18 protein-coding genes are annotated in these 17,197 nt (G+C 54.3%); 4 read left to right on the top strand and 14 right to left on the bottom strand.

Annotated features, from left to right (window positions below; genetic code table 11):
- Positions 1-2: 2 nt before the first annotated feature.
- The 4 genes from ACKWMY_RS03640 to ACKWMY_RS03655 form a co-directional block, all read right to left on the bottom strand.
- Positions 3-1,004 (bottom strand): dihydroxyacetone kinase subunit DhaK, encoded by a 1,002-nt coding sequence (locus tag ACKWMY_RS03640; protein ID WP_074031483.1) that lies wholly within the window; start codon positions 1,002-1,004, stop codon positions 3-5.
- Positions 1,005-1,033: 29 nt separating this feature from the next.
- Positions 1,034-1,792 (bottom strand): SDR family oxidoreductase, encoded by a 759-nt coding sequence (locus tag ACKWMY_RS03645; RefSeq protein WP_029710753.1) that lies wholly within the window; start codon positions 1,790-1,792, stop codon positions 1,034-1,036.
- 23 nt (positions 1,793-1,815) lie between these two features.
- A complete protein-coding gene (locus ACKWMY_RS03650; RefSeq protein WP_024527093.1) occupies positions 1,816-3,075 on the bottom strand; it encodes an MFS transporter in 1,260 nt (419 codons plus the stop codon).
- 66 nt (positions 3,076-3,141) lie between these two features.
- Positions 3,142-4,254: an MDR/zinc-dependent alcohol dehydrogenase-like family protein gene (locus ACKWMY_RS03655; RefSeq protein ID WP_065686511.1), complete on the bottom strand. Its 1,113-nt coding sequence runs from the start codon at positions 4,252-4,254 to the stop codon at positions 3,142-3,144.
- Positions 4,255-4,574: 320 nt separating this feature from the next.
- On the opposite strand from ACKWMY_RS03655, the gene rpiB reads away from it, so the two are divergent.
- Entirely contained in the window at positions 4,575-5,033 is a 459-nt protein-coding gene (gene rpiB, locus ACKWMY_RS03660) for a ribose 5-phosphate isomerase B (RefSeq protein ID WP_024527091.1), read from the top strand.
- Positions 5,034-5,221: 188 nt separating this feature from the next.
- The gene (tal, locus tag ACKWMY_RS03665; protein WP_024484505.1) at positions 5,222-6,172 is read left to right on the top strand and encodes a transaldolase; all 951 of its coding nucleotides are present in this window, start codon (positions 5,222-5,224) and stop codon (positions 6,170-6,172) included.
- Between the two features lie 210 nt (positions 6,173-6,382).
- Here the strand turns inward: tal and nudK are convergent, their stop codons facing one another.
- The 9 genes from nudK to napF form a co-directional block, all read right to left on the bottom strand.
- Positions 6,383-6,958 carry a GDP-mannose pyrophosphatase NudK gene (nudK, locus tag ACKWMY_RS03670; protein WP_024527090.1) on the bottom strand — a complete coding sequence of 192 codons (576 nt, stop codon included), beginning with the start codon at positions 6,956-6,958 and terminating at the stop codon, positions 6,383-6,385.
- Positions 6,959-7,215: 257 nt separating this feature from the next.
- Complete coding sequence (locus ACKWMY_RS03675; protein ID WP_024527089.1) at positions 7,216-7,713, bottom strand: hypothetical protein; 498 nt, start codon at positions 7,711-7,713, stop codon at positions 7,216-7,218.
- A 235-nt stretch (positions 7,714-7,948) separates the two neighbouring features.
- Positions 7,949-8,566: a cytochrome c-type protein NapC gene (napC, locus tag ACKWMY_RS03680; RefSeq protein WP_024527088.1), complete on the bottom strand. Its 618-nt coding sequence runs from the start codon at positions 8,564-8,566 to the stop codon at positions 7,949-7,951.
- A gap of 11 nt (positions 8,567-8,577) precedes the next feature.
- Positions 8,578-9,027, bottom strand: a complete 450-nt coding sequence (gene napB, locus ACKWMY_RS03685) for a nitrate reductase cytochrome c-type subunit (RefSeq protein WP_024527087.1) — start codon at positions 9,025-9,027, stop codon at positions 8,578-8,580.
- Positions 9,024-9,932 (bottom strand): quinol dehydrogenase ferredoxin subunit NapH, encoded by a 909-nt coding sequence (gene napH, locus ACKWMY_RS03690; protein ID WP_308872274.1) that lies wholly within the window; start codon positions 9,930-9,932, stop codon positions 9,024-9,026. The genes napB and napH overlap by 4 nt, the downstream gene beginning before the upstream one ends.
- Positions 9,932-10,684, bottom strand: coding sequence for a ferredoxin-type protein NapG (gene napG / locus ACKWMY_RS03695; RefSeq protein WP_024527085.1), 753 nt, complete (start codon positions 10,682-10,684; stop codon positions 9,932-9,934). The genes napH and napG overlap by 1 nt, the downstream gene beginning before the upstream one ends.
- Positions 10,685-10,694: 10 nt before the next feature.
- The gene (napA, locus tag ACKWMY_RS03700; protein WP_024527084.1) at positions 10,695-13,181 is read right to left on the bottom strand and encodes a nitrate reductase catalytic subunit NapA; all 2,487 of its coding nucleotides are present in this window, start codon (positions 13,179-13,181) and stop codon (positions 10,695-10,697) included.
- On the bottom strand, positions 13,178-13,444 hold the full coding sequence (gene napD / locus ACKWMY_RS03705) for a chaperone NapD (protein ID WP_024527083.1): 267 nt from the start codon (positions 13,442-13,444) through the stop codon (positions 13,178-13,180). The genes napA and napD overlap by 4 nt, the downstream gene beginning before the upstream one ends.
- Positions 13,431-13,928 (bottom strand): ferredoxin-type protein NapF, encoded by a 498-nt coding sequence (gene napF, locus ACKWMY_RS03710; RefSeq protein WP_071784390.1) that lies wholly within the window; start codon positions 13,926-13,928, stop codon positions 13,431-13,433. Before napF ends, napD begins: the two co-directional genes overlap by 14 nt.
- A 362-nt stretch (positions 13,929-14,290) precedes the next feature.
- On the opposite strand from napF, the gene narQ reads away from it, so the two are divergent.
- Together narQ and narP are read left to right on the top strand one after the other, a co-directional pair.
- A complete protein-coding gene (gene narQ / locus ACKWMY_RS03715) occupies positions 14,291-15,973 on the top strand; it encodes a nitrate/nitrite two-component system sensor histidine kinase NarQ (protein ID WP_074031455.1) in 1,683 nt (560 codons plus the stop codon).
- Between the two features lie 125 nt (positions 15,974-16,098).
- Positions 16,099-16,731: a nitrate/nitrite response regulator protein NarP gene (gene narP, locus ACKWMY_RS03720; RefSeq protein WP_024484513.1), complete on the top strand. Its 633-nt coding sequence runs from the start codon at positions 16,099-16,101 to the stop codon at positions 16,729-16,731.
- 26 nt (positions 16,732-16,757) lie between these two features.
- Here the strand turns inward: narP and ACKWMY_RS03725 are convergent, their stop codons facing one another.
- Positions 16,758-17,036, bottom strand: coding sequence for a helix-turn-helix domain-containing protein (locus ACKWMY_RS03725; RefSeq protein WP_024484514.1), 279 nt, complete (start codon positions 17,034-17,036; stop codon positions 16,758-16,760).
- Positions 17,037-17,197: the final 161 nt, after the last annotated feature.

The raw sequence follows: 17,197 nt of genomic DNA on the forward strand, positions 1-17,197 counted from the left end.
ATTCACTCCACCTGGGTTAGGCCCAATGAATGAGCGGGCATATCGAGCAACGTTTTCAATTGGTCGTCGAGTTTCATCACGGTTAGCGTCACCCCCATCATTTCCAGAGAGGTAAAATAGTTCCCCACATAGCGACGGTGAACCTTGATGCCACGCTCCGTCAGCCGCTTTTCAACCTCGGCATAATAGATGTAGAGCTCCATCACCGGCGTGGCCCCCAGGCCAGAAATCAGCAAGGCGACTTCCTGCCCCTTGTTCAACGGCATATCATTGAGCACAAAGTCGAGCATGGTGCCAGCCATCGCAGACGCCGACTGGATCGGTGATACCTCAATCCCAGGCTCGCCGTGATGACCAATCCCGATCTCCATTTGGCCATCGGCAATATGGAAGTTGGGCTTACCTACCGCCGGGATGGTGCAAGAGCTGAGCCCGACCCCGATCGAGCGGCAATTGCCAATGGCTTTTTGCGCAGCATCAATCACTCCGTCGAGATCGTAACCCAGTGCTGCGGCAGCGGCCCCGATTTTCCACATTAGAATTTCACCGGCGACGCCACGGCGCTTTTCAATTTCACTGGCGGGCGCAGAGGCAACATCATCATTTGCCACCACGGTTTTTACCGCGATACCGGCGGCGCTGGCCTTCTTCATCGCCATTTTGACGTTCATATTATCGCCAGCATAGTTGCCATACAGGCAGGCAACCCCCGCCCCGCTGTCCGCAGCCTTGAACGCATCCAGAAATGCTCCCGCCGTTGGCGAAGAGAAAATCTCACCGATGGCAACAGCATCGAGCATGTTCTTGCCAACATAACCCAGAAACGCTGGCTCATGCCCCGAGCCCCCACCGGTAACAATGCCCACTTTGCCTTTGATCGGTGCAGCAGGGTATTTGAGCACTCGTGCATTATCGGTCGCGGTAAAATATTCCGGATGAGCCTTCAGGTAGCCCTGAATGGCATCTTCCACGACGTGATCGGGATCGTTAATGATTCTGTTCATCATGGCCTCTCTTTCGCCTGAGTATCGAGTTATTGAATGGTGTAACCGCCGTCAACCACCAGATTGCTGCCGGTGATCATGCTGGCCGCATCGCTCGCCAAAAACAGCGCACTGGCGGCAATATCCTCGGGTTCGGCAAAGCGCCTTAGGGGAATCTTCTGCTTCATTTGTTCCGCAACCTCGCCTGACCATGCTTTGCGCCCCAACTCGGTCAGCACCACCGTGGGTGAAATGGCGTTTACCCGCACGTTGTGCGGCCCCCATTCCAGTGCCAGAACCTGGGTCAAACCAATCACACCGGCCTTGCTGGCGCAGTAAGCCAGATGATTGGGCAAGGCGACTACACCGGCCTGCGAGGCCAGGTTGATAATGCTGCCACTGCCCTGACGAATCAAATAGTGGCCCACGGCCTGACTGGTAAGGAACACCCCTTTCAGGTTCACCGCCATGGTGTTATCCCAAGCATCTTCTGGCAGTTCTTCCGCCGGATACAGCGCGACGATCCCGGCGCTATTGACCAGCACATCCAGCCGCCCGAAATGGGCATTAGCCTGCGCAACAGCCTGTTCTACCGAGGCTTTGTCGGTGACATCCATCACGATGCCCAATGCCTGCTGCTGATCCAGCTGTTGGGCAATCTGCACCACCTGTGCAGCGCGATCCAACAGCACAACCTGCGCGCCGTTTTGCAGATAGCATTTGGCAATAGCCAGACCTATTCCCGCCGCGCCGCCGGTTATCAACGCCACTTTCCCTTGCAAGGCTCCCTTGCTTTGACCAGTAATCATAGAAAACTCCCTCAAACGGTTAGTTACGCCAAGCTGTGATGATTTTCTTCCACGGTGGCAGGCACGGCTTTAGGCAAGGTGACATATTTCATCAATACGCCGCTGAACAAATACAGGCCGGTGAAAATCCAAATCACCCCGCTGCTCCCCAAGCTGCCGATAAACAACCCTACCACTGCCGGGCCAACGAAGGTGCTCAACCCCGCGCCGAGATTCAGGATCGACATGGCGGCACCTTTATTCTCCGGGGCCAACGTTGGCATAATGGCCGAAAGAGGTACGAAGGCAGCCAGGCAAGCACCGAATAGCCCGGCGGCCACGACGGTCAGCAGAAAATTGGGGCCAAGGAAATAAGGCACGTAATAGAACATCAGCGTGGTGATAGCGCAGCCGACGCAACCGAACCACATGACGACGTTACGCCAGCCCAGGCCGTCGCTGATCACCCCAAAGATCAGGTTGAAGATAATGTTCACCGTCCACAGTGCCGCATACATCTGTAGCCAGTCTGTGCGGCTAAACCCGATATCCATCATGTACATCGGCATAAACACCACAAAGCCGTACGCCGCAGAGGTATTGATGGTGCGGACAATGCCACCCAGGCCGATTTTCGGGTTCTCAAACGCAATGGTGATCCCCTTGAGCACATAGCTGAGGGAGGCTTTTTGCTTGTCCCCCACGTCGCTATGGCCAGGGGTGCGGTTAAGCATCAGTGCGATCATCGCCCCGAGCACCACAAAGATTAATGCGCTCCATAAGGTGTGAATTTCCCCCAGGAACGGCAGCATGATGCTGGAGTAGAGCACGCCCAGTACGCTCAACCCACCGCTGTAGACAAACCAGAAAATCCCCACGGCGGAACCCAGCCTCTCCGGCGGAGCCTCATAGGCGACCCATACCAGAAAACCATAGGCAAACAGGGGATAGCCCAGCCCGCGCAACGCATAGGTCGGTATCATCACCGACAGGTTATTACTGGGTAATCCCCACACCAGAAAACACACCGAGCCCAGCAAGAACAGCAACAATCCAGCTAGCATGACGCGGCGAGCGGTAAAGATTTCCGCCAAAACGCCGGAAAACCAGGCGGAGATTGCCGCAGCAAAACCGTAAACGCTAAACAGCAGCGCAGATTCCTGAATGGTTAAGCCTTTGCCGATCAAATAGGGTGAAAGCCAGCCTTGTTCCAGCCCCTCCCCCATCATAAAGACCAACACACCGGCATAACCGAGCATTAATTTTGGTGACAGACCAATGCGATGAATCAGTCCATTCAGCATAAAACACCCCAGCACATTGAATTGTGGAGGTGCAGGCTAGCCCGCACCCGAAGAATGATGCAGGCATTACAGGTTTGGGTTGAGCACCACTTTGATTGAGCCGATGCCCCGTTTCATCATGGCGAAGCCTTCAGCAAACTGCTCGAGTGGCAACGTTTGAGTGACGACGCCTTTGGTGGGCAGATCGCCATTGCGTATCCCTTCAATCACCAACGGATAACAATAAGGGCCCAGGTGCGACCCCAGCACGTCCAGCTCCTTACGATCGCTGATAATGCTCCAATCGACGGTCACCGGATCTTTAAACACCGAGAACTCGACAAAGGTGCCCAATTTGCGGATCAGCATCAGCCCCTGTTCGACAGATTGCTGCGCGCCGGTGGCTTCAATGTAAATATCGCAGCCGTAGCCTTCGGTCATGTCCTTAACGATCGCCATCACATCATCGCGCAGTGGGTTCAGCACGATGTCAGCACCAAATTCTTTCGCTAACGCCAGACGCTCGTCAGACAGATCGAGCACCACCAGCTTCGATGGGCCAGATTTTTTAATCGCCCCGATCATCCCTAACCCCAGCGTTCCGGCCCCAGCCAGCACCACAACGTCACCCAGTTTGATATTGGCGCGCTGTACCGCATGGAAAGAACAGGCATAGGGTTCGATCAGAATGGCGTCCTCGATCGGCATATCCGCAGGAACGTGGTAGTTGATGGCCTCTTTGGTGAACTTCATGTATTCCGCCATACCGCCATTAACGTTCTTCTGGAAGCCGTACAGGTCGTGTTTCTCACACATCCAATACTGGCCACGGTTGCAGAAACGGCATTGCCAGCAGGGGACTATCTGTTCAGAGATCACCCGATCGCCCAGCTTAAATCCCTCAACGCCTTCACCATATCCCACCACGTGGCCGATAAATTCGTGGCCAGGGATCATCGGCGCTTTGATGTAAGCCGGTTGTTTTTCATCCCCCCAAAAGCTGGCGGCTCCTTCAAACGCTTTAACGTCACCGGCGCAGATGCCGCAGGCTTCAACTTTCACCAGGATCTCTTTCGGGCCAATTTTCGGTACCGCCACAATCTCTAGGCGATAGTCCTTCGGGGCATAGGCCACCACCGCTTTCATGGTTTCAGGAATGCCTTCGGCCATGTTTGCCGCTGTTACGCAGTTCTGACACATAGTTCTATCCTCGGGTAGGGTTTATTTTTATGATCATAAGTACACACAAAGAACAAATAAACACTACATACTCTCAACATGTTTGCCCACAACCAACCTTTGAAATTGTGATCCTGCTCAACAAGCCCCCATAAAGTCATGAAAATGGCCTTAAAGCCGATTTATTCGTGACATCAATCACCTTTAGTAGTCATTACCGCCTAATAAAAACAAAAACAAATGAACATCAATTGAACATTTGATAAATGATGGTTATGGTAATAGCCATGACGCGCCACCGGGGATCGTCAGCCTTACCCTTGACCAGCAGGAGATGTGTTATGCAGCCTATTGCGATTGGCGCCGATGATGCCGCCATTGAACTGAAGAATGTGATCGTTGCTTTTCTGCAACAACGCGATATTCCGGTCACCGACTACTCACCGGGAAGCGATACGGCCCCCGTCGGTTATCCCGATATCGCCTTTCAGGTGGCACAGGGCATTAAGGATGGGAAACACCACCGTGGCATTTTGCTGTGTGGCACCGGTATTGGCATGAGCATTGTGGCCAACAAGGTCCCGGGGATCCGCGCGGCACAGTGCCATGATACTTATTCGGCACAGCGCGCACGTAAAAGCAACGATGCACAAATCATCACGCTTGGCGCACGCGTCATTGGCCCGGAATTGGCGAAATCGATCGTCGAAGCCTGGCTGAGCTCTGAATTTGAAGGAGGGGGATCGGCGCCCAAGGTGGCAAGAATAGGCTATTACGAACAGGTCGTTGGCCAACGCTGAACCCAATGCCGATAAAGCGTCAATGCGTGGGGGCCCGCAGCCAGGCTGCATTTGTGCCCCCCATTGTTTCTATCCATTGCAACAATCAGAAAAAGCGTATTTCATTCATCAGCCATATGATGCATGGTGTTAACCATAATGAAATACGTTCTCATTTACTGTTATGACTTTGGGCAAGGAGCTTATAAATGAATCAATTAGACGCACTCAAACAGTTGACCGTAGTCGTTGCCGACAGCGGTGATATCGAATCCATCCGCCAGTTCGAACCGCAGGATGCCACCACCAACCCTTCGTTAATCCTCAAGGCCGCGGCGCTACCGCAGTATAAATCGCTGATCACCGAAGCGCTGGAGTACGCCCGCCAGCAAGGCGGCAGCAAAGAAACCCAGCTGATTAACGCCAGTGACAGACTGGCGGTGAATATCGGGGTAGAAATTCTAAAAAGCGTGCCGGGCCGTATCTCCACCGAGGTGGATGCCCGCCTATCCTTCGATCGCGGTATGTGCGTGGCCAAAGCACGCAAGCTGATCGGCATGTATCAAAACCAGGGGATCGATAAATCCCGCATTCTGATCAAGCTGGCGGCCACCTGGGAAGGGATCAAGGCGGCCGAAGAGCTGGAAAAAGAAGGCATCAACACCAACCTGACGCTGCTGTTCTCCTTTGCTCAGGCCCGTGCCTGCGCCGAAGCCGGTGTCTACCTGATTTCGCCGTTCGTTGGCCGTATCTACGATTGGTATCAGGCCAGACAGCCGATGACCGATTACGATGCCGAGCAGGATCCGGGCGTGAAATCCGTTCGTACTATCTATGAATACTACAAACAGCACCGCTATCAGACCGTGATCATGGGTGCCAGCTTCCGTAAAGTTGAGCAGATCCTGGCGTTGGCGGGGTGTGACCGTTTGACCATTGCGCCAAACCTGCTGGAAGAGTTGAAACAAAGCAATCAGCCTATCGAACGTAAACTGACGCCGTCTACCGAAGGATTTTATCAGCCTGCGCCACTGGCCGAGGCCGAGTTCCGCTGGTTGCACAACCAGGATGCCATGGCGGTTGAGAAGCTGGCCGAAGGCATTCGCCTGTTCGCCGTCGACCAGCAGAAGCTGGAAGATATGCTGATCGCACAGCTGTAAGACGATGATAGAAAAGTGAGATCGGCAAAGCAGTTGCCCCTCACCCTAACCCTCTCCCACAGGGAGAGGGGATCCGATCGAGTGTGTTTTAAAGGTAGTGACTCACTTTGGCTAAGGACGATCAAGCTAGCTAAAATGACTTTTTTATTTTCAAACGAGTAGTGGCTAACAGCTCCCTCTCCCTGTGGGAGAGGGTTGGGGTGAGGGAAACTACTCCATCACCCGGTGGATCTGCAAATACTGTAACAGCATGATGGTTTTACCATCTTTGAGGCGGCCGTCGGCGATCATCGCGATTGCCTCACCAAAAGGCAGTTCCACCACTTCAATATCTTCATCCTCGATGCCACCACCGCTGGTTTGCCGTTCATCATCCTGGTACTCGGCAATAAAGAAGTGGAGTATTTCCGTCACGCCACCCGGCGACATGTAGGCCTCAAAGATCTTTTGCACCTTCGAAACCTGAAAACCGGTTTCTTCTACCGCTTCACGGCGGGCGCACTGTTCAGGCTGATCGTCATCCAGCAGCCCGGCGCAGGCTTCCAACAACATGCCCGTGGCATTGCCGTTGACATAGGTCGGCATGCGGAACTGGTTGGTCAGTACCACGGTGCCCTTGGCGCGGTTATACAGCAAAATGGTCGCCCCGTTGCCCCGGTCATAGACCTCACGCACCTGTTCGATGGTTCCGCCATTTTTACGTTTTAACTCAAAGGTGTATTTATTCAAAACGTACCAGTTGTCCGATAACAGCTGCTTTCTGATATTTTCAATTTTTGACGACATCTTCCCTTCTTCCGTTAGCCAACGCACTGCAACCTTTGGCCACTAGCAAAGCGCAGCTACAGCAGATTTGCAACAAAAAACCGCATGCTAAACAGAAATGGGGAGTTGGGGCGACTAAAATTTCAGCGAGATGATATTACAGTGGCGAGCCAATGCCACACAGCTGAAATAGCTCAATGAGATAAAAACCTCTTATTTCACAACAAAAGGTTTTTATAAATAAGACAGCTGTGGAACTGGATAATAACCCGACTTATTTACGCTTTAGGAATAGCATCCAGCTGGAAACTTGTACCACTGGTCACGTTACCCTCTTCATCGTAGAAATCGACACCGAGCCAGGCACTGGTAAATGGCCCTCCATTTGCTGGTAACATCATTGAATTGGGTGTCAAGATCCCTTTATCGATCATATCCTGATATGAAACGATAATTTCCTGCTGCCGTGCCAATACGTCTCCGACGGTATCACCACCGACTTGAGCATACCCAGTATTTACACTCTTTAAGGCCGCTTGATTAAAGCAGTTATAAAATCCGCTAGCAAATCCCGAAAAATTCTCATTGCCTATGGCCTCCCTGACGGCTACAGAATCAAAGCTGGCATTAAACAAATAAATGCCAACTTTGATTTTTTTATCGGCCTCTGTGACATTGGGATTAACTTCAAAACTCAGCATCGAATAAATGCTACTTTTATCCTCTTTATCCCAACCATGCATGCGTGCATCAGTAATAAACTCATGAGCGTCCATATTATCAATCCTCTTCAGTCAGTTTGTCGTTTGGTTTTCCAACCCAAGCGCCTACTTGGATAAAAATAATATATGCAATTAGGATAAATGATGATATCCAGTCCCGTTGTGCTGGCTCTGAAACAAACACTCATCATTTTGTCACGGTAGGACGGGGTAGCGAGTAATCGACACATGGCCATTTTGAAAAAAACCCGCAGGCCTTTCAGCGCTGCGGGGTTGATATCCACCAGAGTTAGAATCCGGTAGGGACTCCGTGCATGTCCGGCAGTTTATGTGCGATCCCTTTATGGCAATCGATACAGGTTTTGCCTTCGGTTATCGCTTTGTCATGCATCTTGGCCGCCACGGTTTTCTGCGCGGTGAAATCCATATACTCGAAGTTGTGACAGTTACGGCACTCCTGCGAGTTATTGGCCTTCATACGCGCCCATTCGTTGCTGGCCATGGTCAGACGATGCTCTTCGAACTTCTGCGGCGTGTCGATCAGGCCAAACGCCTTGGCGTACAGCTCTTTACTGGCCTTCAGCTTACGCAGCATCTTTGGTGCCCACTCATGCGGAACGTGGCAATCCGGGCAGGTGGCACGTACGCCACTGCGGTTGTTGTAATGCACCGTCTCCATATACTCTTCGTAGACGTTTTCACGCATCTCGTGGCAGCTGATACAGAATTTTTCGGTGTTGGCCGCTTCCATACCGGTGTTGAAACCGCCCCAGAAAACGATCCCGGCAACAAAGCCCAACAGCAGCAAAGTCCCCAGTGCCAGCCTGCTCGGCCTGCGCCACCAGCGCCATAAACGGCGGATCGGCCCGGCCTTTTTCTCGGATGTTGTGGTATTACGTTCGGCCATAGCTCCCCCGCTTAGTGCCCAAAGCCCTGCATAGGCTTGAAATCATTACCGATGATTGGTGCCGCATCGGTTTGTGGTACGTGGCATTGCAGACAGAAATAACGGCGTGGAGCGACTTCCCCCAGCACCTTGCCATCGCTGTCCATAAAGTGTGTCGGGCTGATACGCGGTGCGCCGGTGGTGCGATAGTGCTCCACGCCGTGGCACTGCAAGCAGCGGTTAGTGTTTTTGCTAATCTGGTAGCCGTCGATGCTGTGCGGGATCATCGGCGGCTGGTTGACATAGTTTAGCGCCATCTTTTCCTGCTGCTTGGGCATTTTGATCTGCCCTTCAGCCGTGCCGGAAACCTCTGGCGATTGCTTGAGATCGACATCACTGGCGGCAAACGCGGCACTGGCAACTACCAGTGTTAACAGCGCGCCCCACAGGGAAAGCTGCTTTTTCAGGACATTGCTGGTCATTTTTTGGCTCCCGAATAATGAAATTTGCTCTTAATTTCGAATACGTTTTCTGCACAAACGTCGATACAACGTCCGCAGGCAATACAGGCATCACTGGCAACCCGTGGTGTACCTTTTTTTACTAATAACGGCTCACGCAGGATCTGCGGTTCTGGGCAAACATGAAAACAATCCATGCAGCGAGTACAGTTGTCACGCTGCTCCGCGCTGATCTGCACCACACCCTGGCTACCAATGACGCCATACAGCGCTCCCATTGGGCAAAGATGGCCACACCAGCCGTGTTCGACCACCAGCAGATCGAACAGGAACAGCGCCACAATCAGCCAGATACCGGCACCAAATGCGGCACCCAACCCTTTCAGCCAAGCTAACACGCCCTCCCCACTACCGTGGATCAGCCCGCGCCCCATCAGGGCAACCGGATTAATCCATTCCCAGAGCAGCGTGCCACTCACTGCACTGCCAACCAGTACGACAAGCAAGATGCCGTAGCGCAGGGAACGAGGCAGGCTGGCCGATTGACGCAAACCTAACTTGCGCCGTAGCCAGGCCGCCAGATCGGTCACCGGGTTGACCGGACAAACCCAGCCGCAAAACACCCGATTACCGATCAGGCCGTAGATCAGCACGACTACCGCGCCTACCCACACCAACCAGGCTGGCCAATGCCCAGCCAACAGGCTTTCCAGCATCATCAACGGATCCGTTAACGGTACCGTATCCGCCAATAGGCTGGCGCTGTAGTTGCCCCGCAGGATCCAGATGCCCCACAGCGGCCCCGAGAGAAACATCAACAAGATCAACAGTTGGCTGCAACGGCGCAGGATCAGGAAGCGGTTGCTGCGCAACCAGCCATGGCGCAGACGGGCATCACGCCCGGCTTCAGCGACTGAATTAGCCATCATTCACCTCCCTTTACGCCGCGTGCCGGCAATGTGAGGCCTTCCGGCACCAGTGAATGCCCTGCACGCTGCTTTTCCTGCCAGCCCCAGCGATAGTGTTCACCCAATTGGCCACGTGCCAGTTCCATCGGTAACACCTTGATCGCCGCCTGCTCAAGCACACAAGCCTGCTCACACTTGCCACAACCGGTACAATCCTGGCTGTGAACCGTCGGTAGAAACATGGCGTGTTTGCCGGTACGCTCGTTGTGTTGCAGTTCCAAGGTGATGGCCTTGTCGATCTGCGGGCAAACGCGGTAACACACATCGCAACGCAGCCCCTGCCAGTTCAGACAGTTTTCATGATCCAGCAACACCGCCAGCCCCATCCGTGCCTGATCGATATCCGTCAGGTTCGGATCCAGCGCGCCGCTCGGGCAGGCCACCACACACGGGATGTCTTCACACATCTCGCAAGGGATATCCCGCGCCACAAAGTACGGCGTTCCCGCCGCTCTCGGCGACAACAGCGTCGCCAGTTTCAGCGTCTGGTACGGGCAGGCTTGCACACACTGGCCACAGCGAATGCAGGCGCTATCAAACGCCCCTTCGGCAAGTGCTCCCGGCGGCCGCAGGGCCAGGCCATCACGTGCCTGAGACTGCTTTTGTTGCAACCCCAGCAGTATGCCTATCCCTGCCAACCCGGCCACGCTGCGCGCAGCATCCCGCAGGAAGCGCCGCCGGGCCGGTGTTTTATCTCGTTGCTGGCTCATTCCGTTGGCCTTATACCTTCTCCAGTTTCACCGCACACTTCTTGAAGTCAGTCTCTTTCGACAGTGGATCGGTAGCGTCCAGCGTCAGGTTATTGACCAGTTGCGCGGCATCGAAGAACGGCATATATACCAGGCCTTTCGGCACACGGTTACGGCCACGGGTTTCGACGATGCTCACCACTTCGCCACGGCGTGACACTACCTTCACCTTGTCGCCACGGCGCAGATTACGGCTCTTGGCGTCCAGCGGATGGATAAACAATACCGCCTCAGGGAAGGCTCTGTGCAATTCTGGCACCCGGCGCGTCATCGAACCGGTGTGCCAATGTTCCAGCACGCGGCCAGTAGACAACCACAGATCGAACTCCTGATCCGGGCTTTCTGCCGCAGGCTCGAACGGCAGCGCGAAGATCACGGCTTTGCCGTCAGGCTTGCCATAGAAGCGCACGCTTTCACCGGCCTTCACGTAAGGATCGGTTCCTTCACGGTAACGCCACAGGGTTTCCTTGCCATCCACCACCGGCCAGCGTAAACCGCGCGCCTTATGGTACATATCAAAGGCCGCCAGATCGTGACCATGGCCACGGCCAAACCCGGCATACTCTTCAAACAGTCCTTTCTGGATGTAGAAACCGAAGTCGCGCGACTCGTCGTTCAACTGGTCGGCCGGGATCTCTTCCAGCTTGTACTTGTTCACTTCACCGTTGACGAACAGGACGTCATACAAGGTTTTACCCCGGTATTCCGGCTTCTGATTGATCAGTTCCGCAGGCCAGACTTCTTCCACCTTGAAGCGTTTGGCAAACTCCACCAACTGCCACAGGTCAGACTTCGCCTCGCCCGGCGCTTTCACCTGCTGATGCCAGAACTGAGTACGACGCTCGGCGTTACCGTAAGCCCCTTCTTTCTCTACCCACATCGCAGTAGGCAGGATCAGGTCGGCAGCCAACGCGCTCACCGTTGGATACGGATCGGAGACCACGATAAAGTTGCGCGGATCGCGCCAGCCCGGCATACGATCTTCGTTAATGTTTGGCCCAGCCTGCATGTTGTTGTTACACATTACCCAGTAGGCGTTCAGCTTGCCGTCTTTCAACGCACGGTCCTGCGCAACCGCATGCAGCCCGACTTTTTCCGGGATGGTGCCGGCTGGCAGTTGCCATTTCTGTTCGGCAATCTGGCGGTGCTTCTCGTTGGTCACGACCATGTCCGCTGGCAGACGGTGGGAGAACGTCCCCACTTCGCGCGCGGTACCACAGGCAGAAGGCTGGCCAGTCAGTGAGAACGGCCCACAGCCCGGCTTGGAGATCTTGCCGGTCAGCAGGTGCAGGTTGTAGCACAGGTTATTGGCCCAGACGCCGCGGGTATGCTGGTTGAAGCCCATCGTCCAGTAAGAGACGACTTTCACATTCGGGTCGGCATACAGCTTGGCCAGCGCTTCCAGTTGGTCTTTCGGCACGCCGCTCAATTCAGCGGTCTTATCCAGCGTGTACTCCGCCACAAAGGCTTTGTAATCTTCGAAGCTCATCGGCTCCGAAGCATCGCTGCCTGGGTTCTTGGCCGCTTTCTCCAACGGGTGGGTTGGACGCAGGCCGTAACCGATATCGGTCGCCCCTTTGCGGATGTTGACGTGCTGCTTGAGGAAGTCCTGGTCAACCGCATTGTTCTGAATAATGTAGTTGGCGATATAGTTCATGATCGCCAGATCGGTCTGCGGGGTGAACACCATGCCGTTATCCGCCAGCTCAAAGCTGCGGTGTTCAAAGGTGGAAAGGACCGAGACGTTGACCTTGTCGTTGCCCAGGCGGCGGTTGGTAATGCGCGACCACAGGATCGGGTGCATTTCCGCCATGTTGGAGCCCCACAGCACAAAGGCGTCGGCCTGCTCGATATCATCGTAGCAGCCCATCGGCTCGTCCATGCCAAAGGTACGCATAAAGCCGACTACCGCAGAGGCCATGCAGTGGCGCGCGTTCGGATCGAGGTTGTTGGAGCGCAGGCCCGCCTTGAACAGTTTGGAGGCTGCGTAGCCTTCCCATACCGTCCACTGGCCGGAGCCGAACATGCCGACTGCTTCCGGCCCTTTCTCTTTCAGTGCCCCTTTGAATTTTTCTTCCATAACATCGAAGGCTTTTTCCCAAGTGATGGGAGTAAACTCACCTTCTTTGTCATATTGCCCGTTCTTCATACGCAGCATTGGCTGCGTCAGACGATCCTTGCCATACATGATCTTGGGCAGGAAGTAGCCTTTAATACAGTTTAAACCCCGGTTAACCGGGGCATCCGGATCGCCCTGCGAAGCCACGATGCGGCCATTTTGGGTACCGACCAGAACGCCACACCCGGTGCCGCAGAAACGGCAAGGTGCTTTGTCCCATTTGATTTCGTCACCGCTGCCGACCACGGCTTGGGCGACCGTTGGGATCGTCAGCCCGGCAGCTGCGGCAGCCGCCGCGGCAGCGTTCGCTTTCATGAAGTCTCGACGACTGAGTTTCATGGTATTACCTCACCTTGCTCATCCTGCTGGTGATAAACCAGCGACACTGCCAACACGCCTTCCAGATTGCGTGCCGACTCAATTTTTTCCAGCAACGCCTGGGAGCGTGCTGCTTGCATAACGACGACCAGCTTGCCCTGCTGTTGATCCTGTGCTGGAATTTCCGTATCAGGGATTGCCAGCAGCGCCGAGATCAGGGCCGGGAATTTGTCAGGCCGGGCCTGCACCATCAACCCGCTTACGTGCCATTCACTGCTCATTATTTTCACTCCGGGTTATTGCAATCGCCGAGGTCGGGCAACCGGCAACGCAGGCACCACAACCATTGCACGCCGCCGCCTCGAGCGCCGGTTGGGCTATGCCGCCTAACCGTGGCCGAAAACGGATTGCCTGCGTTTCACAACTGTCCTGACAGCTGCGACATTCAACCCCCTGCATCGCCAGGCAAACGGCCGAAAACGACGCCACTTGTTGCCAGGGTTGGTGCTGAGGTGGGTAAAACACTGGGGCTTCGCAGGCATCTGCGCATTGTCGGCAAAAGGTACATTCCGCGCGTTGAAAATCGATTTCGGGATAACCGCCACTGCCGCTGATCAATACACCGGTTTCGCAAGCGTTAACGCAGGCCTGACACCGGGTACAACCCGCAAGGAAGAGAGGGGCTTCACGCGACCACGGGGGACGGATCGCATCAGATTGATGACGCCATTGTCCGCTGAGCAATCTGCGTCGCGACAATTCGGCCATTCGGGTTATCCTTCAAAGTTGGCAACACGCGCGCGTGTAAAAAATTATTATAGTGTGACTTTATTATTGTTTGTCTCGCACCTCGGGTAAGAGGCAAGGATAAAATAGGCTTATCGGAGGGGGTAGATAATCACCCTAAATAGGTAAAAGTAGGTATTACTTGCGCCAGATCAATCACTGATAGCCGATATAGGGCATTTTGCCAACGGTAGGCCGCCCAATCGCTATTTACTTGATTATATAGCGAAGATTGGTTTTGGCGGTAAATCGGCCGTTTGCTCAAAATCGCCATGCTTTTTGCCAGCAAAAGTTATAATTTGACGGCGCATAACACTCCGGCCAATAACCAGAAGGACGCTTAATTGCTCGTAAAACGCTCAGTGACAGGCAGCCTGGCGAAGGCGCTGATAGCTATCGTGATCCTTTCCGTGCTGTCCACCGGACTGGCACTGACTACCGTGGCCGGCAGCCTGCAGGATGCCGAAGCGATCAATATCGCGGGATCGTTGCGCATGCAGAGCTACCGGTTGGCGTATGAGCTCACTAACGGTTCCGCTGAAGTGCAGCAGCACCTGGTACAGTATCAGCAGTCGCTGATGGCTCCGGCCCTGCTTAAACTCGATCGATTTTATGTGCCTGACGATGTGCGGCAAAAATACCTGACGCTGCGCCAAGCCTGGCTGGTACTGGAAAAACAGATCCTGGCTGGGAACCCGGAAAACTATCAGGCCAACGTGGCCAGCTATGTGAATCAGATCGACCATTTTGTCCTGGCTTTGCAGCGCTACTCCGAACAAAAGCTGACCATCGTAGCGACGATCAGCGTGATGGGCTACATCGCCATCATTGCCCTGGTGCTGTTCTGCATCCGCTTTATGCGCCGCCAAGTGGTCACCCCGCTCAAACGCCTGGTGGATGCCAGCCTGCGTATGCAACAACGTGATTTCAATCATCCGCCGCTCGACGTTTCATTGCCAAACGAACTGGGTGTACTGTCGCAAACCTTCACCACCATGTCTGGCGAATTGGCGAAGCTCTACCAGTCACTGGAACACAAGGTGCAGGAAAAAACCGAGCGTTTACAACAGGCCAACCGCACGCTGGAGGTACTCTACAGTTGCTCCCAAGCGCTGAGCGTTGGGCAGTTGGATCAGCGGGCGTTTGAGAAGGTCCTGCATATCATCAAGCTGAGCGAACAATTACATTGTATTCGGCTCAATGTGGAAGACAGCCTCAGCCAATGGCAGGTCAGCAGTGGTGAACCGGTGGCGGAACTGGCCTGGCATTCGCAGGTGATTATGCAAGACAACAAACCCTTGGGTAGCCTGAGCTGGCAACATGAACAGCAACCGCCCCACCCACATCTGATGCAAAGCGTGACCAATATGCTCAGCCGCGGGGTATACTTTAACCGAGCACAAAAGCAGCATATGCAGTTCCTGCTGATGGAGGAACGCGCCACCATTGCCCGTGAACTACACGATTCGTTAGCCCAGGCTCTCACTTTCCTGCGCATCCAGCTTACCTTGCTCAAACGTACCCTGGCAGGCCACTCATCGCAGGCAGATGAGATCATTGATGATTTTGATCGGGCGCTGGCGGATGCCTATCGCCAATTGCGCGAACTGCTGGCCACCTTCAGGTTGAGCATTCAGGATGCCGATCTGAACGCCGCGTTGCAGCAGGTATTGGAACCATTAAAACTGCTGACCAGCGCGCGGATTCAGTTACACTGTCGGTTAGCCTCACAGGCGTTGAATGCCCAACAACAGGTTCATGCGCTACAGATCGTGCGTGAAGCCGTGCTTAATGCCATCAAACACGCCGATGCACAGGAAATTGTGATCCATTGCGAAGTCTCCCCCAGCGGCGACAACGAGATCACCATTTGTGACGACGGCTGCGGCATCGGCAGCCTGGATGAACCGGAAGGCCATTATGGGTTAACCATTATGAGCGAACGAGCAACGCGCCTGAACGGGACGTTACATATCAGGCGTGGCAAGGCCGGGGGCACGGAGGTCTGTCTTAGCTTCCCGCCATAAGGGCTAACAGCATTGCACGGCGGCCATTCGAGCCGAGCGACGATGCCAATTACTACTATATTTTAAGAGTCAGCTTTACTGCCGGCAGTACGCAGTGGCTTTACTCGCTACAGGGAGCACGTTTTATTGTGATGAAAAATTACCGAGTAATGATCGTGGACGATCACCCGTTGATGCGCCGTGGCATCAAACAGTTGCTGGGGCTAGATCCTACTTTCACCGTGGTGGCAGAAGCCAGCGGCGGAGCTGAGGCGATCGCCCTGGCTGCGCAGTTCACCCCAGACGTGATCCTGCTCGATCTGAACATGAAGGGGCTTTCCGGGCTGGATACGCTGAAAGCACTGCGCGATGAAGGGGTGGATGCACGCATCATCGTGCTGACCGTTTCCGATTCCCGCAGCGACGTCTATGCGCTGATCGATGCTGGCGCCGATGGCTACCTGCTGAAAGACAGCGAGCCTGAACAACTGCTGGAACATATTCGCCAGGCCGCCGAGGGCCAGAACGTGATTAGCGATGCGGTAGCGGACTATCTTTCGTCACGCAGCGAGCAACACGATCCCTTTGCCGCTCTGACCGAGCGTGAACTGGATGTCTTGCAGGAAGTGGCGCGCGGCATGTCAAACAAGCAGGTCGCGGCACAGTTGCATATTTCTGAAGAGACGGTGAAAGTACACATCCGCAATATGCTGCGCAAGCTCAACGTGCGTTCGCGCGTGGCAGCAACCGTGATGTACCTGGAAGCGAAAAGCCAGTAATGCTTCCCCGGCACGCCGGGGAACATTCAACCAATGGCCGCCAGCAGCATCTCATGGTGCTGATTAATCCAGCTTTGGCTTAGCGGGCCCCAGTTTGCCAACTGGTAATAGCCATCATTATTACGCTTCCCCTGCTGCACAAACTGCAACTCCAGGCCCAGGCCTGGTAGTGCTTTTAGGACATCCTGCAACGTACGGCGCGGCCAACCGGTCAGTTCCATCAGGCGTGGAACGTTAGGGCGTTCATTGCTGCTGATCAGCCAACACAGGTAAAGACGACGAGCAAATACCGGGTTAATTTCCATGCTTAACTCCTGCTGAGAAAACGTCCTGATTATTTCACCGTAACGCAATAAAATCGCCATAATGACGCATTTCGTGGTGGTGCAATGTGTAACTGTAGATTTCTACTACTGTTATTTACATTATCTCCTTTTTTTCTCCACGCTTTATCTACGCTTGACGA

The sequence above is a fragment of the Serratia sp. J2 genome, from assembly GCF_046269175.1.
GTDB classification, from domain to species: Bacteria; Pseudomonadota; Gammaproteobacteria; order Enterobacterales; family Enterobacteriaceae; genus Chania; species Chania fonticola_C.

Bases quoted from the DNA above. Each gene is read 5' to 3' on its own strand.
- ACKWMY_RS03645 (WP_029710753.1), bottom strand. From the start codon at position 1,792: ATGATTACTGGTCAAAGCAAGGGAGCCTTGCAAGGGAAAGTGGCGTTG.
- ACKWMY_RS03725 (WP_024484514.1), bottom strand. From the start codon at position 17,036: ATGGAAATTAACCCGGTATTTGCTCGTCGTCTTTACCTGTGTTGGCTG.
- tal (WP_024484505.1), top strand. From the start codon at position 5,222: ATGAATCAATTAGACGCACTCAAACAGTTGACCGTAGTCGTTGCCGAC.
- napF (WP_071784390.1), bottom strand. From the start codon at position 13,928: ATGGCCGAATTGTCGCGACGCAGATTGCTCAGCGGACAATGGCGTCAT.
- ACKWMY_RS03650 (WP_024527093.1), bottom strand. From the start codon at position 3,075: ATGCTGAATGGACTGATTCATCGCATTGGTCTGTCACCAAAATTAATG.
- ACKWMY_RS03655 (WP_065686511.1), bottom strand. From the start codon at position 4,254: ATGTGTCAGAACTGCGTAACAGCGGCAAACATGGCCGAAGGCATTCCT.
- napG (WP_024527085.1), bottom strand. From the start codon at position 10,684: ATGAGCCAGCAACGAGATAAAACACCGGCCCGGCGGCGCTTCCTGCGG.
- napH (WP_308872274.1), bottom strand. From the start codon at position 9,932: ATGGCTAATTCAGTCGCTGAAGCCGGGCGTGATGCCCGTCTGCGCCAT.
- nudK (WP_024527090.1), bottom strand. From the start codon at position 6,958: ATGTCGTCAAAAATTGAAAATATCAGAAAGCAGCTGTTATCGGACAAC.
- napB (WP_024527087.1), bottom strand. From the start codon at position 9,027: ATGACCAGCAATGTCCTGAAAAAGCAGCTTTCCCTGTGGGGCGCGCTG.
- napA (WP_024527084.1), bottom strand. From the start codon at position 13,181: ATGAAACTCAGTCGTCGAGACTTCATGAAAGCGAACGCTGCCGCGGCG.
- ACKWMY_RS03640 (WP_074031483.1), bottom strand. From the start codon at position 1,004: ATGAACAGAATCATTAACGATCCCGATCACGTCGTGGAAGATGCCATT.
- ACKWMY_RS03675 (WP_024527089.1), bottom strand. From the start codon at position 7,713: ATGGACGCTCATGAGTTTATTACTGATGCACGCATGCATGGTTGGGAT.
- napC (WP_024527088.1), bottom strand. From the start codon at position 8,566: ATGGCCGAACGTAATACCACAACATCCGAGAAAAAGGCCGGGCCGATC.
- rpiB (WP_024527091.1), top strand. From the start codon at position 4,575: ATGCAGCCTATTGCGATTGGCGCCGATGATGCCGCCATTGAACTGAAG.